The sequence below is a fragment of the Pseudarthrobacter leeuwenhoeki genome (assembly GCF_055412885.1).
Window position 1 is genome coordinate 36,341 of record NZ_JBVAYY010000005.1, and the last position, 23,119, is coordinate 59,459.

20 protein-coding genes and 2 riboswitches are annotated in these 23,119 nt (G+C 67.6%); of the genes, 14 read left to right on the plus strand and 6 right to left on the minus strand.

Annotated features, from left to right (window positions below):
- Positions 1-68 precede the first annotated feature (68 nt).
- Together ACZYX4_RS05540 and ACZYX4_RS05545 are read right to left on the minus strand one after the other, a co-directional pair.
- Entirely contained in the window at positions 69-1,562 is a 1,494-nt protein-coding gene (locus ACZYX4_RS05540; RefSeq protein WP_463874314.1) for a sensor histidine kinase, read from the minus strand.
- 2 nt (positions 1,563-1,564) lie between these two features.
- Complete coding sequence (locus ACZYX4_RS05545) at positions 1,565-2,275, minus strand: response regulator transcription factor (protein WP_069952599.1); 711 nt, start codon at positions 2,273-2,275, stop codon at positions 1,565-1,567.
- A gap of 220 nt (positions 2,276-2,495) precedes the next feature.
- Between ACZYX4_RS05545 and ACZYX4_RS05550 the strand changes: the two genes are divergently transcribed.
- Positions 2,496-2,756, plus strand: a complete 261-nt coding sequence (locus tag ACZYX4_RS05550; RefSeq protein WP_463874315.1) for a hypothetical protein — start codon at positions 2,496-2,498, stop codon at positions 2,754-2,756.
- A gap of 2 nt (positions 2,757-2,758) precedes the next feature.
- On the plus strand, positions 2,759-3,634 hold the full coding sequence (locus tag ACZYX4_RS05555; protein WP_463874317.1) for an FHA domain-containing protein: 876 nt from the start codon (positions 2,759-2,761) through the stop codon (positions 3,632-3,634).
- Between the two features lie 36 nt (positions 3,635-3,670).
- Here the strand turns inward: ACZYX4_RS05555 and ACZYX4_RS05560 are convergent, their stop codons facing one another.
- From ACZYX4_RS05560 to ACZYX4_RS05570, 3 genes are read right to left on the minus strand one after another with little or no spacing between them, the layout of a single operon-like run.
- Positions 3,671-5,326: a DNA repair helicase XPB gene (locus tag ACZYX4_RS05560; RefSeq protein ID WP_463874319.1), complete on the minus strand. Its 1,656-nt coding sequence runs from the start codon at positions 5,324-5,326 to the stop codon at positions 3,671-3,673.
- Positions 5,323-7,818 (minus strand): helicase-associated domain-containing protein, encoded by a 2,496-nt coding sequence (locus ACZYX4_RS05565; protein WP_463874321.1) that lies wholly within the window; start codon positions 7,816-7,818, stop codon positions 5,323-5,325. Before ACZYX4_RS05565 ends, ACZYX4_RS05560 begins: the two co-directional genes overlap by 4 nt.
- Positions 7,819-7,828: 10 nt before the next feature.
- Positions 7,829-8,062, minus strand: a complete 234-nt coding sequence (locus ACZYX4_RS05570; RefSeq protein WP_463874322.1) for a hypothetical protein — start codon at positions 8,060-8,062, stop codon at positions 7,829-7,831.
- Between the two features lie 178 nt (positions 8,063-8,240).
- Between ACZYX4_RS05570 and ACZYX4_RS05575 the strand changes: the two genes are divergently transcribed.
- From ACZYX4_RS05575 to ACZYX4_RS05585, 3 genes are read left to right on the plus strand one after another with little or no spacing between them, the layout of a single operon-like run.
- Positions 8,241-8,624 carry a cold-shock protein gene (locus ACZYX4_RS05575; protein ID WP_024366560.1) on the plus strand — a complete coding sequence of 128 codons (384 nt, stop codon included), beginning with the start codon at positions 8,241-8,243 and terminating at the stop codon, positions 8,622-8,624.
- Positions 8,625-8,633: 9 nt separating this feature from the next.
- A complete protein-coding gene (locus ACZYX4_RS05580; protein ID WP_463874324.1) occupies positions 8,634-9,326 on the plus strand; it encodes a DUF3027 domain-containing protein in 693 nt (230 codons plus the stop codon).
- A gap of 44 nt (positions 9,327-9,370) precedes the next feature.
- Positions 9,371-10,717 carry an MFS transporter gene (locus ACZYX4_RS05585; RefSeq protein WP_463874580.1) on the plus strand — a complete coding sequence of 449 codons (1,347 nt, stop codon included), beginning with the start codon at positions 9,371-9,373 and terminating at the stop codon, positions 10,715-10,717.
- 28 nt (positions 10,718-10,745) lie between these two features.
- On the opposite strand, the gene serC is transcribed toward ACZYX4_RS05585, so the two are convergent.
- Positions 10,746-11,873 (minus strand): phosphoserine transaminase, encoded by a 1,128-nt coding sequence (gene serC / locus ACZYX4_RS05590; protein ID WP_463874325.1) that lies wholly within the window; start codon positions 11,871-11,873, stop codon positions 10,746-10,748.
- A 266-nt stretch (positions 11,874-12,139) separates the two neighbouring features.
- On the opposite strand from serC, the gene ACZYX4_RS05595 reads away from it, so the two are divergent.
- From ACZYX4_RS05595 to ACZYX4_RS05635, 9 genes are all read left to right on the plus strand, one after another.
- A complete protein-coding gene (locus ACZYX4_RS05595) occupies positions 12,140-12,835 on the plus strand; it encodes a metal-dependent transcriptional regulator (protein ID WP_463874326.1) in 696 nt (231 codons plus the stop codon).
- 144 nt (positions 12,836-12,979) lie between these two features.
- A riboswitch (cyclic di-AMP (ydaO/yuaA leader) is annotated at positions 12,980-13,192 on the plus strand.
- A 4-nt stretch (positions 13,193-13,196) separates the two neighbouring features.
- Positions 13,197-14,018 (plus strand): M23 family metallopeptidase, encoded by an 822-nt coding sequence (locus ACZYX4_RS05600; RefSeq protein WP_463874328.1) that lies wholly within the window; start codon positions 13,197-13,199, stop codon positions 14,016-14,018.
- Between the two features lie 137 nt (positions 14,019-14,155).
- A riboswitch (cyclic di-AMP (ydaO/yuaA leader) is annotated at positions 14,156-14,325 on the plus strand.
- A gap of 309 nt (positions 14,326-14,634) precedes the next feature.
- A complete protein-coding gene (locus ACZYX4_RS05605) occupies positions 14,635-15,498 on the plus strand; it encodes an NlpC/P60 family protein (RefSeq protein ID WP_463874329.1) in 864 nt (287 codons plus the stop codon).
- A 220-nt stretch (positions 15,499-15,718) separates the two neighbouring features.
- Complete coding sequence (locus tag ACZYX4_RS05610) at positions 15,719-16,219, plus strand: HNH endonuclease (RefSeq protein WP_463874330.1); 501 nt, start codon at positions 15,719-15,721, stop codon at positions 16,217-16,219.
- A 58-nt stretch (positions 16,220-16,277) separates the two neighbouring features.
- The gene (gene mobA / locus ACZYX4_RS05615; protein ID WP_463874331.1) at positions 16,278-16,991 is read left to right on the plus strand and encodes a molybdenum cofactor guanylyltransferase; all 714 of its coding nucleotides are present in this window, start codon (positions 16,278-16,280) and stop codon (positions 16,989-16,991) included.
- Positions 16,988-17,275: a DUF6457 domain-containing protein gene (locus ACZYX4_RS05620; RefSeq protein ID WP_463874332.1), complete on the plus strand. Its 288-nt coding sequence runs from the start codon at positions 16,988-16,990 to the stop codon at positions 17,273-17,275. The genes mobA and ACZYX4_RS05620 overlap by 4 nt, the downstream gene beginning before the upstream one ends.
- Positions 17,272-18,681 carry a molybdopterin-binding protein gene (locus ACZYX4_RS05625; RefSeq protein WP_463874333.1) on the plus strand — a complete coding sequence of 470 codons (1,410 nt, stop codon included), beginning with the start codon at positions 17,272-17,274 and terminating at the stop codon, positions 18,679-18,681. The genes ACZYX4_RS05620 and ACZYX4_RS05625 overlap by 4 nt, the downstream gene beginning before the upstream one ends.
- 76 nt (positions 18,682-18,757) lie before the next feature.
- The gene (gene fdhD, locus ACZYX4_RS05630) at positions 18,758-19,639 is read left to right on the plus strand and encodes a formate dehydrogenase accessory sulfurtransferase FdhD (protein WP_463874334.1); all 882 of its coding nucleotides are present in this window, start codon (positions 18,758-18,760) and stop codon (positions 19,637-19,639) included.
- A gap of 93 nt (positions 19,640-19,732) precedes the next feature.
- Positions 19,733-22,756, plus strand: a complete 3,024-nt coding sequence (locus ACZYX4_RS05635; protein ID WP_463874335.1) for an alpha-mannosidase — start codon at positions 19,733-19,735, stop codon at positions 22,754-22,756.
- The last annotated feature ends 363 nt before the right edge of the window (positions 22,757-23,119 follow it).

The window sequence follows — 23,119 nt, forward strand, 5'->3', positions numbered from 1 at the left end:
ACAGGCCGCAGCGGCGCGGGGAGCGCGAGGTGCGGGTATGTGGAAAACCTGCCGGGAACGCGGGCAGGCTACTTCCCGGCGGTGCCACCACGATTCTCACCTGTGCCGGCAGCCGAACCGTCACCCTCCGCGGCCTCGTCCAGGAACGGCAGACTGACCACCAGGGTGGCTCCGCCGCCGTCGGTCTTCGCGACCCGGACGGTGCCGGCGTGCGAGCCGACGATGGCTGCGACGATCGCCAGCCCCAGCCCGCTGCCGCCGGTTTCCCGGGTGCGGGAGGTATCCGCACGGTAGAACCGCTCGAAGATCCGCGCGGCGTCCTCGTCCGGGACGCCGGGGCCGTGGTCGCGCACCTCGATGACGGACTGCCGGATGCCTTCCGCGGTGGCCCGGACGCCGACGGCGAGTTCAATAGGCGTGCCGTCGGGGGTGTAGCGCAGGGCGTTGCCCACGAGGTTCCCGACGACCTGGCGCAGTTTGGCCTCGTCGCCCAGCACCGGCGCCGGCCCGGGGGGACCGCCGTCGAGCCCGGTCAGGGTGATGACGCGGCCGCGGTCGCTGGCCTGGGTGTCCACCACGGCGTCGTTGGCAATCGGCAGCAGATCGGCGGGCTTTTGCTGCAGCGGCCGCTGCTCATCGATCCTGGCCAGCAGCAGCAGGTCCTCCACCATGGTTCCCATCCGTTTGGCTTCGCTTTCGATCCGCCCCATCGCGGTCGCCACGTCCTCCGGGGTGGACAGGGCGCCCTGCCGGTACAGCTCGGAGAATCCGCGGATGGTCACAAGCGGGGTGCGCAGTTCGTGCGATGCGTCAGCGGCGAAGCGGCGCATCCGCGCCTCGGATACCATCCGGGCGGCAAAGGCCGACTCAATATGGGCGAGCATGGCATTGAGGGAGCTGCCCAGCCGGCCCACCTCGGTGTTGGGGTTTTGGATTTCGACGCGCCGGGAGAGGTCGCCGGCGGCAATCGCTGCGGCGGTCTTTTCGACCCGGGCCAGCGGCCGGAAGGACCGGGAAATGCTCCAGGTGGCGATGAAGAACGCCAGGACCAGGGTCAGCAGCCCGACCCCGACGACCACCAGGACGGCGTGTTCCATCACGGAATCGACCGGCCACAGCGGGAGCCCGATGACCACCACGGAGCTGCGCTGGTTGCTGTCGACGACGTTGAGCGCGACCACCCGCCAGTTGTGTCCGTCCGTGCCGCGGACCTGGAACGGGGCCTGCTGGCGGTCCGCGACATCCACGGCGCTGATGGAAGGGATGTCAGGGTGGAGTTCCTTGTTGCCGCCAAACGGCAACGGCGGCTGTCCCGGAGTGAAAAGCATCAGCGAATAGTCGGTGGGGATGCTCTGGTTCTGGTCCTGCAGCTGGCTGAAGGACTGTTGCTGGCGCACCGAGGCGACCGCGGCCCGGAGCTTGTCATCGACCTGCCCCTGCAGGTAGCTGTGCAGCAGGGTCAGGGTCCCTGCGCCGGTGGCGGTGAGGGCCACCAGCATCAGCGCGGTCATGATGGCGACAAGCTGCGACCGCAGCGACGCCGACTTCCAACGGTGCAGCAAGGTCAGCGCTTCTCGGCCGTCCGCAGGACGTAGCCGACGCCGCGTTTGGTCTGGATCAGGGCCGGGGCGTCCGGATCAATGTCCACTTTGCGGCGCAGATAGGAGATGTAGGACTCGACGATCGAGGCATCCCCGTTGAAGTCGTATTCCCAGACGTGGTCCAGGATCTGGGCCTTGGACAGCACGCGGTTGGGGTTCAGCATGAGGTAGCGCAGGAGCTTGAATTCGGTGGGGGACAGCTCGATCACCGTGCCGCCGCGGCGGACCTCGTGGGCGTCGTCGTCGAGCTCCAGGTCATCGACGCGGATGACCGCATCGTCATCCTGCAGAGGCTGGGTGCGGCGCAGCACGGCGCGGATGCGGGCCACCACCTCGTCGAGGCTGAAAGGCTTGGTGACATAGTCGTCGCCTCCCACGGTCAGGCCCATGACCTTGTCCTCGGTGTCGTCCTTGGCGGTCAGGAAGAGCACGGGGAAGTGCTTGCCTGCGGCGCGCAGCCGGCGGGTGACGGTGAAACCGTCCATATCCGGCAGCATGACGTCCAGGACGGCCAGGTCGGGGGAATGCAGATCGGCCGCCGCCAGGGCCTCGCGCCCGTTGGACGCCGAGACAACCTCAAAGCCGGCAAAGCGCAGGGAGGTGGACAGCAGCTCGCGGATGTTCGGTTCATCATCGACGACGAGCAGCTTGGCTTCAGGACCGTTCTTTTTCATGGTTCCCATGATGCTCCCAGAATCTGGGAGTTTTCTGCATGGCAGATGTGTGTTGTGTGGGACCGGTGTGCCCGCCGGGGCGCCCGGCCTGCCGGAGCGATAAGCCCAAGTGGTTCGCTCCAAGGCATTCCCCTGCGCCGACGGCGACATTAGAGTGGCCCTATCGAATTCATTCCGCCGCGGCGGTACGAGCGCGGGTATCCAATGAAAAGGACAAAAAGTGACTACTGAGACCAACGCAGTGGACAGTTCAGGCCCCGGAGACCGGAGCATCCGGGACTGGGCGGATCTTGCCGAAGAAATGTGGTCCTACCTGACCGGCAAAGGCGCCGCGATCAACTACAACTTCATCGACATGACCATCGAGGTTCCCCGCGACATCGGCCCTGACGCGCCGCGCGCCACCTGGAAGCTCAACGGGAGCCTCCGCGTGACCACCAGCGACAAGGACGCCACGGGTTCCGACGAGAACAGGGCCTGACCATGGCCCCGCGGTTCAGGGCCGACATCAACCTGGACTTTTCCCTCCAGGAGGCCTCCGGCGAGGAAACCCGCGGATCGGTGAAGGCTTCCGGGAGGGAAGTGGTTGTTGCGCTGGACCGCATCGACGTCCTGCAGTCCCAGCGGTTACCGTCCCTGGGCGACCTCAGGCCCCTGGCCAAGACGCTGTCGGACCAGGGGCTGACCGTCGTCGTGGACGGACCGGACGGCAGGATCATCAGCCTCGGCGCCGTCGAGGCTCCGGCCTCGCAGCGGGTGATTACCAGGTCACCGCACATCAAGCTGGGAAAGCTGGGAGTGCTGGCGCCCATGCTGAAACGGGGCCGGCGTTCGCCGGCCCCGGGGCTTTCCCTGCTGCCGCCAGGGACCCTGTTCCCGTTGCTGCCGACGGTGAAGCGCAGGATTCCCCGAAGCGTCACGACGACCCATTACACGCGGGGCGGCGGACGGCCGCGGTTGATTTTCGTTCAGGACTCGAAGTCCTGGAACGGACAGGTCCCGCGTGAGTTCAGCCTCACTGCGGAACGGGTGCGCATCGGCAGTGATGACTCTGTTGACCTTCAGCTTCCGGGACTCGACGGAGTGCATGCGGAAATAGTCCACAACGACCGGGATGAATACGTCCTGGTCCGGCACGGCAAAGTCACCGGCAGCTTCGGTCCGGACTCGACGTCGGTATTGCGCACTGGCTCCCGACTCCAGATGGGCCAGTGGTGCCTGGCGTTCTTCCGGGAAGAATTTGCCGACCACGGACGCCCCTTCGGCGGCCGCAGCGGCGGCGAATTCGCCTACCAGCGCCCGCAGCGGGACCCGCGGACCGGGGCACTGGAACAGGACGGGTCAACGTACATCCGCTAGTGCGCGGAGCGGACGGCCCGGGAGGGGTGCGCCGGATCAGTCGGTGGGCGAGCTCATGCCGACGTCCCGGGCATCCATGATCCGGTAGGCGTAGCCCTGCTCGGCCAGGAAGCGCTGGCGCTTGGCCGCGAAGTCCTGGTCCAGCGTGTCCCTGGCCACGAGGGAGTAGAAGCGGGCAGCGCGGCCGTCCTTCTTCGGACGCAGCAGCCGGCCCAGGCGCTGGGCCTCCTCCTGCCGGGAACCGAAGGAACCGGACACCTGGATCGCGACCGAGGCCTCGGGCAGGTCGATGGAGAAGTTGGCGACCTTGGACACCACGAGGGTCTGTTCCTCGCCGGCACGGAAGGCATCAAAGAGCCTCTGGCGTTCCTTGACCGGGGTGTCACCCTTAATCACCGGAGCCTTCAGGCGCTCGCCGATCTCGTCCAGCTGGTCGATGTACTGGCCGATCACCAGCAGCTGCTCGCCGGCGTGCTGGGCCACGAGCTGTTCCACCACCAGGGTCTTGGACTCGGACGTGGCGCACAGCCGGTACTTGTCCGCGTCCTCGGCCATCGCGTAGGCCACACGTTCCTCCCGGGGCAGGTCGATCCGGACCTCGACGCAGTCGGCCGGCGCGATATAGCCCTGCGCCTCGATGTCCTTCCACGGCGCGTCGTAGCGCTTAGGGCCGATCAGGCTGAAGACTTCGCCCTCGCGGCCGTCCTCGCGGACCAGGGTGGCGGTGAGTCCGAGCCGGCGGCGGGCCTGCAGGTCCGCCGTCATCCGGAAGATCGGTGCGGGCAGGAGGTGGACCTCGTCGTAGATGATGAGGCCCCAGTCGTTGCCGTCCACCAGCTCCAGATGGGGGTAGAGCCCGCCCCGTTTGGTGGTCAGGACCTGGTACGTGGCGATTGTCACGGGGCGGACTTCCTTGACGGAGCCGGAGTATTCGCCGATCTCCTCCTCGGTGAGGGAGGTCCGCTTGAGCAGTTCGTCCTTCCACTGCCGGGCGGACACGGTGTTGGTGACCAGGATCAGTGTTGTGGTGGAGCTGGTGGCCATCGCGGCGGCCCCCACCAGCGTCTTGCCGGCCCCGCAGGGGAGCACGACGACGCCGCTGCCGCCGGCCCAGAAGTTCTCCATCGCCAGTTGCTGGTAAGGGCGGAGCTTCCAGCCGGACTCGTTGAGCAGGATGGGGTGCGGGGTGCCGTCAACGTAGCCGGCCAGGTCCTCAGCCGGCCAGCCGATCTTGAGCAGCAACTGCTTGAGCTGCCCGCGCTGGGATGAGTGCACCACCACGGTCTCGCCGTCGATCCGCGGACCCAGCAACGGGGCGATCTTCTTGGCGCGGCTGACTTCCTCCAGCACCGGATAGTCCGAGGTGCGCATGACGAGGCCATGCTGGGCATCCTTCTCGAGCCGCAGCCGGCCGTACCGGGACATCGTCTCTTCGACGTCGATCAGCAGGGAATGCGGGACCGGGAAGCGGGAGTACTTCAGCAGCGTGTCCAGCACCTTCTCGGCGTCCAGGCCGGCAGCCCGGGCGTTCCAGAGGCCCAGCGGCGTCAACCGATAGCTGTGGATATGCTCGGGGGCACGCTCCAGTTCGGCGAACGCGGCGATGGCGTGGCGTGCTTCGGTGGCTAGTTCGTGGTCCACCTCGAGCAGGATGGTTTTGTCACTCTGGACGATCAGCGGTCCATCGTTCACTGGAGCAATTCCTCTGCGGCCTCTACGTCAATAATCCGGTGGATGGACAGGACACGTTCGGTTTCCTTGTCCGGGTCGAAGACCCGGACCCGTCCGCCGTTCACAGCTACCGGAACAACCGTTTCCCGCACGGCATTCCCCAAGCCGTCGACGACGTTCATCACCACACGCTGTTTGAGCCGGATCGCCTTCTGCAGGGTTTCCAGTCCCAGCTGCGTCGCTTCTTCGCTGCCGGGGGCTGCAGGGGGACGCGCGGAAGCGCCGTCGCCGGCGGTCCGGTCGCTGCGCAGCACTGCCAGCTGGGCGTCGACGTCGGCTTCCGGTGGGGCGGTGCGTGGCGCGCTGTAGACCGGGCGGACGCTGCCGGGCACCGCTGTGGTGCGGCGCAGCCGGATGCCGCCTGCCTCGGATTCGTCCACCGCCGGCGACAGCCCCAGGCTCCGGAGCAGCTGGGCTGTTTCCCGCGGCGCGGCGTGCGAGACCAGCACGGTGGGGGCGATCCGGACCAGGCCGAGGCCGGAGGCGCCGGGCGTGTTGAGCAGCTCCAGGAGGGCCGTTTCGTCGTCGCTCTGGATGAAGCTCGCGGCGGACCCCACCCGCAGCCTGGCATGGCGGGCAGCGGTGTCCTCGATCAGGTACTTCAGCGGCTGCGGGATTGCCGTAGCCGAGTGCAGGCCCAGGAATTCCAGGATCGCCTGGGCGTCCTGGCCGGCGTCGAGCGCGCGCCGGACGGAGGAGACCGAGAAGCGGTAGATCGTCGCGGGGCCCTGGCCTTCGGCGTCGGCCATGGTGAGGAGTTTCTCGGTCAGGCCCGGCGCGAGATAGCCGGGCGCCACCGCAGTCAGGTCGGCCTGGAGCAGGACATGGTTCAAGGCGGCCGGCAGGTGTTCGCCCAGGATGCCCATCGCCTCGTCGGGCTGTTCGGCGGCGATGGCTGCGCCGATCTGGCTGAGCGCGCCCGAGCCGATGAGGCCGAGCAGTTCGGCCTCGGCCAGGATCCCGCGGATCAGCGAGCTGAAGCGCCGTGCCATCCGGGGCTGGGTCCAGTCGGCGCGTTCCAGCACGGCCGCGGCGTCCAGGACCGGGGCCTGCCCGTCGGGGGCCGCGGCCTCCTCGGTCAGTTCGGCCAGGATTTCCAGGATCCGTTTCCGGACCACCGGGGCGTCCGGGCGCTGGGCTTCGGCCGAGAGCGCGTTGATGGTGCCGCCGGCCGCGCCGCGGTGCAGGGCCGGGACCGCGGCATGGCCGTTGACGGGCTGACCCACAAGGGACGGCGCGCGCTCGCTGGCGAGCCAGGCATTGACCAGCCAGAGCCACTGCTCCTGGCGCGGAAGCGTCAGCCACTCCGGCTGCGCCGGCTGGACCCAGGCGGAACTGTCCACGTCCAGGCGGATGAGGCCGGACAGGGCGCACAACTCGGCCAGCACCCCGGCGTCGTGCATCTCGATCCGCAGCCCGTCGGCCAGGCGCTTGAGCTCCCGGACGCCCACGCCGCCGCTGCGCAGGGTGACGAGAGGCTGTTCACGGACGCTGTGAAGCAGTTCACCCACGAGCCGCAGGGTCTCGGCGATCGCGCCCAGGGCGGCGTTGCGGCGGAGCGCTGCCGAGGTGGAGCCCAGCCGCGGCACCGGGGGAGCCAGTGCGATCTTCTCGATGACAAAGCCGCCGCGCAGCGAGACCCCGACGCTGTGCGGAAGCTCGACGTGGGCCGCGTCCAGCGGCACCAGGAGCCCGCGGGCCAGGAGCCAGTCCACCGGCCCGACGTCGGCGGCCTCGTGCAGCACGGAGGCGCGCCGTTGTGCCTGGGGAACGGCGCCCATGGCCCAGTTCCCGAAGCGTGCGAGCAGCGCCGGAGTGCGTTCCGGGGCGGTGGCCAGGATCTGCCGCAGGGACTCCGGAGTGGCCGTCCAGTGCTGCAGCGACAGTGCGGCCTCCATCGGGGTGGCTGCGGGGGAGATGGCCGCGCCGCTGCGGTGCAGTTCCCCGACGAGCTGGACCACATGCTGCGCGAAAGCCGGCTGGAGCCGCACAAGTTCGGTGTAACTGCGACCGAGCCCGGCCGGGTAGATCCCGATGACGTCCTTGAGGCTGCCGACGGGCAAGTAGTAGCGCTGTTTCGATGCCGCGGGCGGCGCTGCGCCGGGCGGCGGTTCCGCCCGGTGGACGAGGGCCAGTTCCTGGAGCGAATGCAGCATCTTTTCGATGGAAGTCAGGGTCGCGCCGTTGATCAGCTTCTTCAGCATCGGAGCGGAGGCGCTGTGCCCGGTGTCCGTGTTCGTGCACAAGTGCAGGGTTTCGAGGACCTGCATCTCCGGGCGGTTCAGCCGCTCCAGGGCGCGCTGCACGCTGACGCGGCCGCTGGCGCGGGCAGCGAGGGCGGCGAAGTCCGGCACGCCCGGGGAGATCAGGTCCGGCCGCGCGGAGAAAAGGGCCCGCAGCGAGTCATCGCTGCGTGCCTGCAGTTCCTTGCTCAGCGCGCGGATAAGAGACATCAGTGCAAGGCTACCTCTCGCCCGGCTCGCGGGTGCGTCGCCGGGCTGCGACACCGTCGATCACAAGCAGGATCATGAGCAGGAAAGCCACGGGAAGCCCGTAGAGGGCGGTGGAGGTGATCCAGGCGGGCGACACGGCATTGTTGAAGGCCATCGCCATCACGACGCCGACGGCCGTGAGCGACAGCACGGCGGCAGCAGCCGCAACGATTAACAGTGGCCGCCGGAAACGCAGTGGAGTCATGGAGCTAACGCTAACAGTCCGGCTTGCCCCGCGCCCCAAACGACCAAAGTGGGCCGGGCACGATAACCTTGAAGGAACAGACCAATACGGTCCGGGCGGTCACACCCTGAACCCGCATATCAATGCGGATGCGGTGACCGCCGGCCGTGTCACCAGCAGAACGAAGAAGGTTGATTACGTGCCTACCGGCAAGGTCAAGTGGTATGACAAGGAAAAGGGCTTCGGATTCCTCGCGGGCGAGGACGGCCAGGAAGTCTTCCTGCCGAAGTCCGCGCTGCCCGAGGGCGTAACCGAGCTGAAGGCCGGCACCCGTGTTGAATTCGGTGTGGCCGACGGCCGCAAGGGCGCCCAGGCCCTGGGCCTGCGCGTGCTGGACAAGACACCGTCCATTGCCAAGGCCAAGCGGCCCAGCGCGAAGGACCTCGCCCCGCTGGTCCAGGACCTCGTCTCCGTGCTGGACAACCTGTCCGGAACCCTGTCCGCGGGCAAGTACCCGGAAGGCAACAAGGGCAAGGCGATTGCCGTCGCCCTGCGTAAGGTTGCCGACGAGCTGGACGCGTAGGGCCCGGCGATGACTCCGGAATCTGATCAGACCGCATCCCGGGCCGCCGGCGACAAAAAAACCGGAGCCAAAGAAGGCAACAAGCCTCGCGCCGGGGTTCCCGTCTGGCGCACCGGCAAGCCCGATGCCTTCCTGGCCGCCGCCGTCGATGTCGCCCGTGCCGCCATCGAGGGCATCGCCCCCGCCGAACAGATCGGCCGTCACCTGGCAGCCAAGAGTGAGGGCGACCGCCTGGTCACGCACCTGTTCGAATCCAAGCTGGCCGGCTACGGTGGCTGGCAGTGGTACGCCGTGCTCACCCGGAACTCCCGGTCCAAGGCTGTGACGGTCGACGAACTGGGCCTGCTGCCCTCCGACGACTCGATCCTGGCACCCGCTTGGATCCCGTGGGCCGAACGTGTCCGCCCCGGCGACGAACAGGGCGAGGACGAACTCGCGGCAGCCGGAGCCACGGCGCCGCCGGAGGATGCCGCGGGAGCCTACGCGCCCCTGGACGCACTCGGCGCCGCTGAGCCGGACGATGACTCCGACGACGACGCCCCCGAAGACGACTCCGACGATGCAGACGGCAACGCGGATGGTGCAGGCGACGAGTACGACGCCGACGATGTTGACGACGATGACTCCGACGACGACGATGTCCCGGGCGTGGCTGCCGGAGAAACGCCGGACGACGAGTTGCCCGCAGCGCAGGCTGACTAGCGGTTGGATCCAACCGGGACGCTGCACAGTGAGGGCTGGACATGATGTCCACCTTCAAGTCCCTGCACATCCTGAACTACCGGATTTGGTTCATCGGCGCGGTGATCTCCAACATCGGGACTTGGATGCAGCGCACTGCCCAGGACTGGCTGGTCTTTGACCACCTGACCGATCACGATGCCAGTGCCATGGGCATCACGATGGCTCTGCAGCTTGGACCCCAGCTCTTCCTCGCCCCCGTGGCCGGGCTGCTGGCCGACCGCTTCAACCGTAAACAGCTGCTCATCCTGACCCAGTCCGCGATGGCGGTGCTGAGTGCGGGGCTTGGCATCCTTGTGGTTTCAGGGGTCGCGCAGCTCTGGCATGTCTACGGTTTCGCGCTGCTGCTCGGCGTTGTGTCCGCCCTCGATGCCCCGGTGCGGCAGACCTTCGTCTCCGAACTGGTCCGCGACGATTACCTGCCCAACGCGGTGGCCCTGAACAGCGCCTCCTTCAACGTGGCCCGCATGATCGGACCCGCGGTGGCCGGTATCCTCACTGTCGCCGTCGGCCCCGGCTGGGTCTTCCTCATCAACACCTTGACCTTCGTGGCCCTGCTGCTGAGCTTGTGGAAGATTCCGACCGCCTCGCTGCGCCGGTTGCCCCGGGCCGCGGCCGGCAAAGGCCGGATCCGGGAGGGACTGCGCTATGTGCGGTTCCGGCCGGACATCGTAGTGGTGCTGGTCGCGGTCTTTATCGTCGGGACCCTGGGACTGAACTTTGTGCTGTTCATCGCGGCCATGGTCGGCACGGAATTCGGCCTTGACGCCGGCGCATTCGGGCTGATGAATTCCATCATGGCCATCGGCTCCGTCGCCGGCGCCCTGCTGTCCGCCGGCCGCAAGAAGCCCCGGCTGCGGATCATTTTCGGGGCGGCCGGAGCTTTCGGCGTCACCTCCGGCGTCGCGGCGCTGGCCCCCAGCTACTTCTGGTTCGGCGTGGCGCTGGTACCGGTGGGGCTCTTCGCCATCACCATGTTGACGAGCGCCAACGGCTATGTGCAGACCACCACGGACCCCGTGATGCGCGGCCGGGTGATGGCGCTCTACATGGCGATCTTTATGGGCGGCACGCCCATCGGGGCCCCGTTCGTGGGGTGGGTCGCCAACGTTGCCGGTCCCCGCTGGTCCCTGAGCGTCGCCGCCGCCTCCGGCCTGATCTCGGCGCTGATCGGACTGGTGTGGATTGTCCGGGCCAGGCAGCTGCGGATCCGGTTCGACCGGCGTGCCCGCGGGCTGCGCTACTTCCGCGTCGCCTCCGCCGGCCCGGGGACAGCAACCGGCCCTGACGCAAACGGCGCCGCCCGGAGACAGAACCCTGTGGACGACGCCGGCGACGCCGACGAACGCTGACGCCGCAGCGCCGCGCTGGTGTGGAAAGCTACTTCTTCAGCTCGCCCACCACGAAGTCGATGCACTCCAGCAGCGCCGACACATCGTCCGGCTCGATCGCCACGAAGGTCGCGATGCGGAGCTGGTTGCGGCCCAGCTTGCGGTACGGCTCGGTGTCGACGATGCCGTTGGTGCGGAGCACCTTCGCGATCGCCGCGGCGTCGACGGAGTCATCGAAGTCAATCGTCGCGATGACGTTGGAGCGTTCCTCAGCCTTCGCCACGAAGGGGGTGGCGTACTCCGAGGCCTCGGCCCAGCGGTAGATGCGGCCGGCCGAATCCGCCGTCCGTGCCGAGGCGAAGTCCAGTCCGCCGTTCGCGTTGAGCCACTGCACCTGGGCATCGAGGGTGACGAGCGTGGCCAGGGCCGGAGTGTTGTAGGTCTGGTTCAGCCGTGAGTTGTCAATCGCCGTCTGGAGGTCCAGGAAGTCCGGGATCCAGCGGCCGCCGGCCTTGATCCGCGCCGCACGTTCCAGCGCCGCCGGGGAGAACAGGCCGAGCCACAGGCCTCCGTCGGAGGCAAAGTTCTTCTGCGGGGCGAAGTAGTAGACGTCCGCTTCCGCGACGTCGACATCCAGCCCGCCGGCAGCCGATGTGGCGTCAACCAGGACGAGGGAGCCTGCATCGGCGCCGGCCACACGCTGGACGGGGGCGGCAACGCCGGTGGACGTCTCGTTCTGCGGCCAGGCGTAAACATCGACGCCGGCCTCGGCTTTGGCCGCCGGGCGGGTGCCCGGTTCGGACTTGATGATTGAGGAGTCCGCAAGGAACGGTGCCTTGTTGGTGGCGGAGGCGAACTTCGAGCCAAACTCGCCAAAGGACAAGTGCTGGGCCTTGTTCTCCACCAGACCGAAGCTGGCGATGTCCCAGAATGCCGTCGATCCGCCGACGCCCAGGATGACTTCGTAGCCCTCGGGGGCGCGGAAGAACTGGCTGAGCCCGTTCCGGACCGATCCCACCAGGTTCTTGACCGGCGCCTGGCGGTGGGAGGTTCCCAGCAGCTGGGACGCGGCGGCGAGGGCCTCCATCTGCTCCGGGCGGACCTTGGACGGTCCGGCACCGAAGCGACCGTCCTTGGGCAGGAGGTTTGCGGGAATCGTGATGCTGGTGTCGCTCACAGTGGCTCCAATTTTCGGCTGGTACAAAAGTGTGGCTCGGTAGGTCGCCCGGCAGCGTGGCTGCAGCGGAGCCTTGCGTTTCATTCTGCCTGACTGCCCCGCGGGGGAGGCAAAAGAGACCGTCACAGTCCGGTCACTGAGATTATCCGGAGTAATTCAAAATAGGCTAAGCTGGCCTGCGAACGTACGGCGGACCGCGCCAGGGCGCCTGCAGCATGCGGTACGGCGGGAAATGCGCAAGGACGGCGCTCGAGGAGCTGAGCTGAATGACGGATCTGATCGATACAACCGAGATGTATCTTCGGACCATTCTGGAACTTGAAGAAGAAAACATCGTCGCACTCCGCGCCCGCATCGCCGAACGGCTGCGCCACTCCGGCCCCACCGTCTCCCAGACTATCGGCCGGATGGAACGCGACGGGCTGGTGGTTGTTTCCGGCGACCGCCACCTGGAACTGACGGAAACCGGCCGGAAGCGTGCCATTGAAGTCATGCGCAAGCACCGCCTTGCCGAGCGGCTGCTGGCTGACGTGATCGGGCTCGACTGGGCCTACGTCCATGAGGAAGCCTGCCGCTGGGAGCACGTCATGAGTGAGCGGGTCGAGCGGCGGATCTTCGAACTGCTGAACCACCCCACTGTCTCTCCCTATGGCAACCCGATTCCGGGCCTCGCGGAGCTAGGCGGACCGCCTTCCCAGCCGTACGCCGATGGCGCTATTAACCTGCTGGAGGCCATGGCCGGCTACGGGCCGGATTCCCGGGTCAGGATCAACCGGCTCGCCGAGCCCATCCAGGTCGAACCGGAACTGCTCGTCCAGCTTGATGAGGGCGGCATCCGCCCCGGCGCACTGGTTTCGCTGGAGCGCGTGGGGGAGTACATCTCGGTGCGAGTGCCCGACATCGAAGGCGCCCTGGAGCTCCCGCCCGAGGTGGCGGGCCACGTTTTTGTGACCGTCGGTTAACGAGCGCTCACCGGGCAGCTCGTGGGACCTCCCATGAGTTGTGCACAGGTAGATAACGGATTTATCACTGGACGGCTTAATCGCCTATAGTTGGACACTAGTACCGATACCAAACCGTTATCTGATCCGAGCCGAGCTCTGCCAGCGGATCAGTTGCAGAATCACCTTCTGGCAGGGGCGGGGGAACCACTTCCGGCTGTTCAGCAGCCTTGGGGTGAAGTCCGTCAGCGGCAAGCAACTCCATCGAGGAACTACTTTGATACCTCTGTGCCTGGATGCTTGTCACGGCGGACCGGGTCTTTGATCTCTCTGACCCGAATCCGACAGCTAACTCCGCAGGCTCTCCAGAGAGGAACCTTTTTTGACCACCCAGATCGACAGGGGCCGCCGCCGTGCGACAGGTCCCGCTCCGGAGCCGCGTCCGGCCGCCGCCACACCCGCGGACCGGCCCCGTGACGCGCTCCGCGATGAACGCAGAGACCGCCGCAGCCCGTTCCGCCAGGTAACGGACTTCGCCGCCGCCAGTGGCGTGGGGCAAAAGGCCGGCATCGCACTGGCTGCCACGGGACTGGTCCTTACCGTCACCGTCCCCGCCACGAGCCCTGTTATGGCCACAGACACCGGGTCAACGGCCGCAGTCATCCCTGCCGCAGTCCAGCCGGATATCACCGCCGCCGACGTCAAAATTGACTTCAACCGCACCGCCGTCACCACCCGGAATGACCCGGACGGCAAGCTTAAGCAGCTGCTGAGCGCCCAGTCGGCCGGCTCCATTGCCCCTGCAGCCTCCTCGGGCAGCCTCGGGGCGCCCTTGGTAGAGCTGAAGAAGTCGTCCCCCTTCGGATACCGCGTCAGCCCCATCACCGGCGGCTCCGGGGAGTTCCACCGCGGCCAGGACTTTTCGGTCCAATGCGGCACCGACGTCATTGCGGCCGCAAGTGGCACCGTGACCTTCACAGGATGGCATCCCTACGGCGGCGGAAACCGTGTGGTGATTGACCACGGCAACGGCTTGGAGACCACCTATAACCACTTGTCCTCCGCCGGCGTCCAGGTGGGCCAGCAGGTCGACCGCGGCTCTGTCGTGGCGATGAGCGGCACCACGGGCGCCTCCACGGGCTGCCACCTTCACTTCGAGGTCATGGTCAACGGCGAAGTCGTCGACCCGACCGGCTGGCTGTAACCGAGCTGATGGGACACTCTCGCATTCTCACGGCACTCCGTGATCTGAATGTGACATAGAGCCCCAACTGCTGTACCGTTTGTCCCACGCCAACTTTTCCGAAGTTGGCGCTCTTGAGTGGATTGCCTAGCTCTGCCACCGCTCAAGGTCCGTTCGCATTACATCGTCTGGCAGGGGCGGGGGAACCAATTTTGGCCTTCGAAAGAAGGCCTTGGGGTTAAGTCGCAAAGCTTCCCAGGAAGCAGCGCGGCCGGGTGACTCCCATCCGAATCCGACAGCTCACCTCGCAGGCATTGGGAGAGGCTACTTTCGTGTCTTCACGCCACAATGCTGCGCGTCACCGCGCTTGCGCGGCTCTTACGAGCCCGCTGAAATCCAACCTCCGTGTTGCCCTTTTTGGTGCCCGGAACGGATCTCACACCGCCGACTCGATCTCTGCTGAGTCCGGCCCGCAGGCCATGCACCTGCAAGCAGTTCCCGCTATTGGCGCGTCTTCGCAGTACACCCTTCGCTAAGTAACCCATTTCGGGGCGATCCGGCGTACCCCCAAGATGCCGGAGCGTCCTCAGCCCGCGCCCTAAAAGCGCGGACCCAGGATCACGAAAGAGAGAACTTAATGACTAGTGCAAACGCACGGCACCGCGCCGAGGTCACCAAGACCAGCTCACTGGCCGCTATTGCCAAATCCCTCGGCGACAACGCCGGCGGCATGGGTCGCCAGGCCGCGGTTATCGCTGCTGCCTCCGGTCTCGTCCTGACCAGCGGTATCGGAGCCAACGCTGCTGAGGCCAACGTTCAGCGCGATTCCACCTCCGCTTCCACCCTCGAAGTCCAGTCAGCCGCCCCGGCGACCATCTCGGCTGCTTCGACCATCGCGATCTCCTTCGAGAAGCCGGCTGTCACCACCACCCCGGCTCCCGTCGTCGAGGCCCCGAAGCCTGTTGTGAAGGTCCAGGAGGCTTCCACAGCCAACCCGGCCAAGACCGCCAGCACCAAGGTCGCAGCCCCGGCTGCCCCCGCAGCCCCGGCTGCCCCCGCCCCCAAGGCTGCTCCGGCTGCCCCGGCCAAGGCTGCTCCGGCTGCCCCGGCCAAGGCTGCTCCGGCTGCCAAGGTTGCTCCGGCCGCCAGCACCCCGGCTCCGGCCGCCGCCGGCGTCAAGGGCGCCACGATCGCTGCTGCCGCTTACGCCCAGCTCGGTGTTGGCCAGGACTGCACCAGGCTCGCCACGAACTCGCTGGCTGCCGCGGGCATCAACTTCCACGGCTGGCCGGCAGGTTACCTGGCCCTCGGCCGCACTGTGAGCGCCGCCGCGGCACAGCCGGGCGACCTCGCCTACTACGCGAACGGCGGCGCGGGCCTGGCCCACATCGCTGTTTATGTCGGTAACGGCAAGGCTGTTCACGGCGGATGGAACGGCGGAACCACGTCCCTGCAGAGCGTCAACGTCGGCTCCGGCCCGGTCTTCATCCGCGTCGGCTAGGACAACAGCTGTAAGCAACACCGGGGACCCCTGCCATTGGGCAGGGGTCCTTTGCGTTGCCAGAACGTGAACTTCAGCGGATGCGGGTCGGGGCGGGAAAAAAGATTCGGTGAATTGGCATCCCCGTGTTTACTCTTGTTTTGTCGATCCATAGCCCGACCATGCAGAGGGCAGCCGGCCCTCGTGCCCCTGGCGGGTGCGGCCGTGAAGAGGTATGCGGATGCGCACACTCGTTCTGAATGCTGGATATGAACCGCTGGCGGTTGTGACCTTCCGCCGGGCGCTCGTCCTTGTGCTGGCCGGAAAGGCCAGTGTCGTGGCGGAAGGCGGCGATCCCGTCGTCGGGCCGCACGACGTCCTGGGCCGTCCGTCGGTGATTCTGTTGAATCGATACATCAGGCCCCGGTATAACACCGTGACGGCGGTGAGCCGCCGCGGGGTGCTCCGCCGGGACGGACACCGCTGCGCCTATTGCGGCAAAGCCGCCCACACCATCGATCATGTCCAGCCCAAATCCAGGGGCGGTGCGGAGTCCTGGGAAAACCTCGTCGCTGCCTGCCTGCGGTGCAACAACGCCAAAGGTGACCACACCCCGGGGGAAATGGGGTGGAAGCTCGGCTTCAGCCCCGCGCCGCCCAAGGGCACGACCTGGCAAATCAAGGAGCTGGAGAAGCCGACGCCTGCCTGGGACCCTTTCCTCCTGCCGGAATCCGCCGCTTGACACGGCGCACCCCGGCCGCTGCGCCCGGACAGCACCCATAGCCAGTTAGGCTGGACCGGTGGAATTCGACGCTGTCATTCTTGCCGGGGGCCGGTCGTCCCGGTTGGGAGGCGTGCCCAAATCGGGTCTGATGCACGACGGCGTCACCCTCCTGGAGCGCGCCCTGCAGGCCGCGCGCGGTGCGGCCGCCGTCGCCGTCGTCGGGCCGGACCCGGGAACCCTGCCCGAGGGGGTGCTGAGCTGCCGGGAGGAGCCGGCGTTCGCCGGACCCGCGGCCGCCGTCGCCGCCGGGCTCTCGGCCCTGGACCGGCACCGCAGCCGCCATCCCCGCGTTCCTGCCGCGGCACCGCTGACCCTGGTCCTCGCCGTCGACATGCCCCGGGCGGGCGCCGCCGTCGGAAGACTGCTGGACGCCGCTGCGGAAGCCCCCCCGGGCGACGGGCTGATGGCAGTCTCTGCTGACGGGCGCCGGCAGCCCCTCCTTGGCCTGTATGGCTCGGCTGCGCTTCGGCGGTGCGTGGCCGACGCCAGGCACCGCGGCGCGCTCGAAAACGCCTCGGTATTCGCCCTTCTTGCTAGGCTGGAGGTGCGGGAAGTGAGCGTCCCCAGGGGGTCTACGGATGATGTTGATACTTGGGACGATGCCTCCTTGTTGGGTGTGACCGGCCCGTCTGGCGGCCCTCGCGTCGACGGCCATCACCGCGACAGCCATGGACCGGGCCTCCGGCCCGGGTTTCCCCCCGCTGAACTCGACTTTGGAGGCAAACGGTGAAAAGCCAGGATGAAACACTCGAGGACTGGTGCCGGGCCCTGCTTCAGGCCCTGGAACTGGAAGACGTCGAGGTTGACGTGAACGAGATCCTGTCCCTGGCCGGGGTGGCGGCCCACTCCGTGGTGCGCCCTGCCGCGCCGTTGACAACGTTCATTGCCGGCTTTGCGGCAGGACTGGCTTCGGGCTCCGGCCAGGCCACGGATGCCGTCTCGATGCAGGCCGCGATGGGCGTCGCACGGAAACTGGCCAGGGACTACGCAGCCAACGAAGACTCCGGAGTATGACACCTGCACCCCCTCACGGCAATGCAGCTGCCGCGGGGGATGAGCCTGCGCCCCATCGGCACCTCGCGCACACCTGGCAGGAAGCCCGGCAGCGTGCGTTCGACTGCGCGACCCCCATCCCCGCCGCGCCCGTGCCGCTTCGAGACGCGCTGGGGCGCAAACTCGCCGCCGACGTGGAAGCGCTGGTGGACATGCCGCACTACGCCTCCTCTGCCATGGACGGCTGGGCCGTTAACGGCAGCGGACCATGGATCCTGGCGGAGCCCGGCCAGCGGCTGGCTCCGCACCAGGGGAGCCCCATCGTCACAGGCGGGCTGATTCCTCCCGGAGCGAAGGCCGTGCTGCGGAGCGAAAGCGGCACCATTGCCGCCGATGAGGACGGGTTGCCGGTCCTGCAGCTTGGCGGCGGCGCGAAGCCCGGCGAGCCGCGAAACGGCGAGCACATCCGGAAAGCCGCCGAGGAAGCCGCCGCCGGCGAAGTGCTGATAAAGGGCGGCGCCCTGCTCAACCCCGCCCACCTGGCCCTTGCGGCCCTCGCCGGTCACGACAGCCTTTCGGTCCTGGGCAAAGCCGTGGTCCGGCTGGTGTTCACCGGCTCGGAAGTGGTCACAGCCGGGATCCCTCGGCCGGGGGAGGTGCGCGATACCTTCGGTCCCCAGCTCGCCGGCGTCGTGGAAATGCTCGGGGGGATCTGTGCCGGCGAAACGAAAATCGGCGACAGCTACGCTGAATGGCTGACCGCGCTCGAGGACACCGACCCGGAGGGGGAACCCGGGGCAGCTGAGGTGACGCAGTTTCCCGGGCGTTCCGGCGCCGAACCGGTGCCGGCCGACGTCGTCATCACAACGGGCGGTACCGGCAGGTCCGGGACCGACCATCTGCGCCGTTCCGTGGCCGAACTCGGCGGACGGTTGCTGATCGACGGCATCGCGATGCGGCCCGGCCATCCTGCCGTGCTGGCCGAACTGCCGGACGGCAGGTTCATCATCGGGCTGCCGGGCAACCCGCTCGCGGCCATGATGGCGCTGTCCACCATCGGCGCCCCGCTCTTGGCAGCGCTGGGGCACCGGTCCCTGCCGCCCGTCACCGAGGTGCCCTGCGGCGCCATGATCGACGCTGACCCCGGCCGGACCCGGCTGATGCCCTTCCGGCTCCTCTACGGTATGGCGTCGCCGGCTCAGCACACCGGCCCGGGAATGATGCGCGGGCTGGCCGCGGCCGACGGCGTCCTGGTGGTCCCCCCGCACGGAGTGCGGCTGGGGGAAACCGTCCCGGCCTTCGTCCTTCCCTGGGGCACGCCCCTCCCGGAGCCGGCGGTACCGGAGGGCAAGCCCGCCACCAAACGGTCCGCCCGCAAGCCTGCCGGTACCGGCGGGCCCGTGGACTGGGGCGAACTGCTGGGGTAGCGCCTGGTCTTGAACCCGCGCTGGCCACCCGGCCCAGCGCTTGCCATGATGGAGCTATGTTGGTTAGGAATACCTGATGGGCCGCGTCACGCAGCGCCGCAAGGTGCACAAATATGTCCTGGACGGATCGCCCCAGGCCCTCGAATTCCCTGTCCGGTACCGGGAGGACGTGCTCGCCGTGGAAGAGCCGCTGGAGATCCGGATCGGCAGCTTGTCCTTCTCCGTCACCATGCGGACGCCGGGGAACGACTTTGACCTCGTTGCGGGCTTCCTTGTCTCTGAAGGCGTCATCTGGAGCCCTGAACAGCTCGTCTCGCTGCGGTTCTGCGCGGGGGAAGACGAGGACGGCGTTCAGACGTTTAACGTGGTGGAAGCCCAGCTGAGGCCCGACGTCGTCCGCCCGGACACCGGCCGGAACGTGTACACCTCCAGCTCGTGCGGCATTTGCGGCACGGATTCCATCGAATCCGTGCACAAGTCCTCGCATTTCAGCCCCGCAGACGACCCGCTGACGGTGCCCGTGGCTACGCTCGCGTCCCTTCCGGACCGGTTGCGGGAAGCCCAGGCCGTCTTCGACGTCACCGGCGGCGTGCACGCCGCCGGCCTGTTCCGGACCGCCGACGACGGCTCCGTGGAGCTGCTGTGCCTGCGCGAGGACGTGGGGCGCCACAATGCCGTGGACAAGGTGGTCGGCTGGGCCCTCCGCGAGGGCATGCTCCCACTGCGCGGAACCGTACTCCAGGTTTCCGGCCGCGCGTCGTTCGAACTGGTGCAGAAGGCCGCCCTGGCCGGCATTCCCGTTCTCGCCGCGGTCAGCGCGCCGTCGAGCCTGGCGGTCGAGCTGGCCGAGGCCAGCGGCATGACGCTGGCCGGCTTCAGCCGCGGCACGTCGCTGAACGTCTACGCGGGATCCCGCCGCGTGAGTGTGCCCACAGACGTGGCGGAGAGCGTCCGCTGAGAGCCGCTTGGCCAGGGAGGCAGCGGCGAAGTAAGTTTTATCCATCGATTGGATGCATTTCAGCGTCATCCACGCAGCGCTAAGAGGATCACATTGCACGACGACCGCCGTCTCACGGAAGTCCGGCTGGACCGCTTTGTTCGCGAACGCATCATCCCCGCGGTCTATCCGCGCAGCGTGCCGCTCACCCTGAGCAGCTGGGAGGTCCCGGACGAGCCGGTCCCGGTGATGGACGCCCTCCGGCAGCAGTTCACGCCGCAGGAGCACGGCGCGGCCTGGGGGCGGCCGTGGAGCACCAAGTGGCTGCGGCTGCAGGGGCAGGTCCCGGACGCCTGGGGCACGGCGCCGGACACCTCGGTGGAAGTCATTGTGGACCTGGGCTCCAGCAGCGACCTTCCCGGTTTTCAATGCGAAGGAATCGCCTGGCGGCCGGACGGAACCATCGTCAAGGCCATCTCCCCGCGGAACCAGTACATTCCGCTGAAGCTCCTGGGCGGCGGGATGGCCGTCGACTTCTACGTCGAGGCCGCCGCCAATCCCGATCTGTCGCAGGGGTGGACCTTCGCAGCCACCCCCTATGGCGACAAGGCAACCGCGGGCAACGAGCCCAAGTACCGGCTCGGCCGGATCGTCATCGCAGAACTCAACCAGACGGTCTGGGAGCTGCAGCAGGACATCTGGACCCTCAACGGCCTGATGCACGAACTGCCGATGGAACTGCCCCGCCGCCACGAAATCCTGCGCGCGCTCGAACGGATGCTGGACGTGCTGGATCCTGATGACGTCCCCGGTACGGCGGCAGCGGGGCGCGAGGCCCTGGCGGGAGTCCTGGCCCGGCCGGCGTACGCCTCCGCCCACCACCTGCTCGCCACCGGACACGCGCACATCGACTCCGCCTGGCTCTGGCCCGTCCGCGAAACCATCCGCAAATGCGCCCGCACCTTCTCCAACGTGGTGGCCCTGATGGACGAGGATCCCGGATTCGTGTTTTCCTGCTCCTCAGCCCAGCAGCTCGCCTGGACCAAGGAGCTGTATCCGGAGCTCTTCGGCCGGATCAAGGAAAAGGTCAAGACCGGCCAGTTTGTCCCCGTGGGCGGCATGTGGGTCGAATCGGACACCAACATGCCCGGCGGCGAGGCCATGGCCCGCCAGTTCCTGGAGGGAAAGAGCTTCTTTCTGGCCGAGTTCGGGGTGGAATGCGAGGAAGCATGGCTTCCGGATACTTTCGGCTATTCCGCGGCCATGCCACAGATCGTCAGGGCCGCCGGCAGCAAATGGTTCCTGACCCAGAAGATCTCCTGGAACCAGGTCAACAAGATGCCGCATCACTCCTTCAACTGGGAGGGGATCGACGGCACCCGGGTCTTCACGCATTTCCCGCCGGTGGACAGCTACAGCTCGGAACTCAGCGGCCGGGAACTCGCGCACGCCGAGCGGAACTACCGGGACCACGGCCGGGGCACCGTCTCGCTGGTCCCGTTCGGCTACGGCGACGGCGGTGGCGGCCCGACCCGGGAGATGCTGGCGGCGGCGCGCCGCACGGCGGACCTTGAGGGATCACCGAAGGTGGAACTCGGTTCGGCCGGCAGTTTCTTTGCCCGGGCACAGGGCGAGTACGAGGCACTCCCGGTCTGGGTCGGTGAGATGTACCTTGAACTGCACCGCGGCACGTACACCAGCCAGGCCAAGACCAAACTGGGCAACCGGCGCAGCGAACACCTGCTCCGCGAAGCCGAGCTCTGGTGTGCCACGGCCGCCGTGCGTGCCGGGCACAATTACCCGGCGTCTGAGCTCAAGCGCCTCTGGCGTCTGGTGCTCCTGCAGCAGTTCCACGACATCCTCCCGGGCAGCTCCATCGCCTGGGTGCACCAGGACGCCGAGCGGAACTACGCCGCCGTCGGCCGGCAGCTGGAAGTGATCATCGCCGATGCCGCCGGCGTGGTGCTGGGCGCCGGGGACACTGACTTCCTGCTCAACGCCGCTCCGCACGAGCGCCACGGCGTCCCCGCGCTGGCCGCAGCCGAGCCGGTCCCCGCCGGGCAGCCGGTGCTGGTCACCGAAGCCGGCGGCGGCTACATCCTGGACAACGGGATCATCCGCGCCGTCATCAACGCCGACGGTCTGCTGGAATCCCTGACCGACTACACGAGCGGACGCGACGCAATCGCGCCCGGGCAGTTCGGGAACCTGCTGGAGCTGCACCGGGACACCCCCAACGAATGGGATGCCTGGGATATCGACGCCTTCTACCGACGCAACGTCGTCCGCCTGACCGGCGCGCGGTCCCTGACGGTGGAATCCCATGGCCAGGACGCCGTCGTTGTTGTGGAGCGGCTGGCAGGGTCGTCGGCTGTGACCCAGCGGATATCGCTGGAGGCAGGCGCCGGTTCCCTGGCCATTTCGACGGCGGTTGACTGGCAGGAAAGCGAAAAGCTGCTCAAGCTCGGATTCGCGCTCGACGTCCGGGCGGACCGGTCGGCGTCCGAGACCCAGTTCGGACATGTGTTCCGTCCGACGCACCTCAACACCTCCTGGGAATCCGCGAAGTTCGAGATCTGCGCCCACCGGTGGATCCACGTCGCCGAGCCCGGCTACGGGGTGGCGGTTTCCAACTCATCCACCTACGGCCATGACGTCACCAGGAATATCCGGGAGGACGACGGCGGAACGACCACCACCGTGCGGCTCTCGTTGCTGCGCGCGCCCAAGTTCCCGGACCCCGCCGCGGACCGTGGCCAGCACGAATTGAACGTCACCATCAGGCCCGGCGCCAGCATCGCCGACGCCGTCAAAGAGGGATACCGCACGAATCTGGCGCCTCGTGTGGTCAAGGGCGCACACCGTGTAGAACCGCTCTTTGCCGTTTCCAACCCGGCACTGGTTGTTGAGTCCGTGAAACTCGCCGAGGACGGCTCCGGCGATGTGATCGTCCGGGTCTACGAGTCGCTGGGGGAGCGGTCCGCCGGGATCGTGGCGGCCGGATTTGCCGTCAACGGCGTCCACACGGTGGACCTGCTGGAGCGCCCGGCGGCTGCGCCGGGTGTGACTGCGGCGGGGGACTCGGCGGAACTGGCGCTTCGGCCCTTCCAGCTGGTGACGTTGAGGTTTGTGCGCTGACGCCCGCCCCAGCCGGGCTGCGGACACTCGCCGGCCGGGCCCGAAAAGGCCGTTAAACAGGCTGAGTGGGAGCGGTCCAGCTGGACCGCTACCACTCATCCCCCCAATGGCGCTTAGGCAGCCACCTCGGCTCCGCACGGATTGTCCCCGTTCGCAAAGCGAGTGCTGCTTTCACACATTCATGATTCTCTCACAATCTAATGATTTTGTGAATGCCCGGTCGCGGTTCTGACGTAATGTTGCCCCAGCGTTACCTGAGGGGGTCGCGATCAGCCCCGAAAACCAGAACATGGCGAGCCCCACGGCGCAGCCCAGGACCGCTGCGCAGTAGACCGAATGCTGCTGCACAAGGCGCCCAGGCGG

Coding starts and splice junctions, on each gene's coding strand:
- ACZYX4_RS05545 (WP_069952599.1), bottom strand. CDS start 2,275: ATGAAAAAGAACGGTCCTGAAGCCAAGCTGCTCGTCGTCGATGATGAA.
- ACZYX4_RS05555 (WP_463874317.1), top strand. CDS start 2,759: ATGGCCCCGCGGTTCAGGGCCGACATCAACCTGGACTTTTCCCTCCAG.
- ACZYX4_RS05565 (WP_463874321.1), bottom strand. CDS start 7,818: ATGTCTCTTATCCGCGCGCTGAGCAAGGAACTGCAGGCACGCAGCGAT.
- ACZYX4_RS05570 (WP_463874322.1), bottom strand. CDS start 8,062: ATGACTCCACTGCGTTTCCGGCGGCCACTGTTAATCGTTGCGGCTGCT.
- ACZYX4_RS05580 (WP_463874324.1), top strand. CDS start 8,634: ATGACTCCGGAATCTGATCAGACCGCATCCCGGGCCGCCGGCGACAAA.
- ACZYX4_RS05585 (WP_463874580.1), top strand. CDS start 9,371: ATGTCCACCTTCAAGTCCCTGCACATCCTGAACTACCGGATTTGGTTC.
- ACZYX4_RS05595 (WP_463874326.1), top strand. CDS start 12,140: ATGACGGATCTGATCGATACAACCGAGATGTATCTTCGGACCATTCTG.
- ACZYX4_RS05605 (WP_463874329.1), top strand. CDS start 14,635: ATGACTAGTGCAAACGCACGGCACCGCGCCGAGGTCACCAAGACCAGC.
- ACZYX4_RS05610 (WP_463874330.1), top strand. CDS start 15,719: ATGCGCACACTCGTTCTGAATGCTGGATATGAACCGCTGGCGGTTGTG.
- ACZYX4_RS05625 (WP_463874333.1), top strand. CDS start 17,272: ATGACACCTGCACCCCCTCACGGCAATGCAGCTGCCGCGGGGGATGAG.
- fdhD (WP_463874334.1), top strand. CDS start 18,758: ATGGGCCGCGTCACGCAGCGCCGCAAGGTGCACAAATATGTCCTGGAC.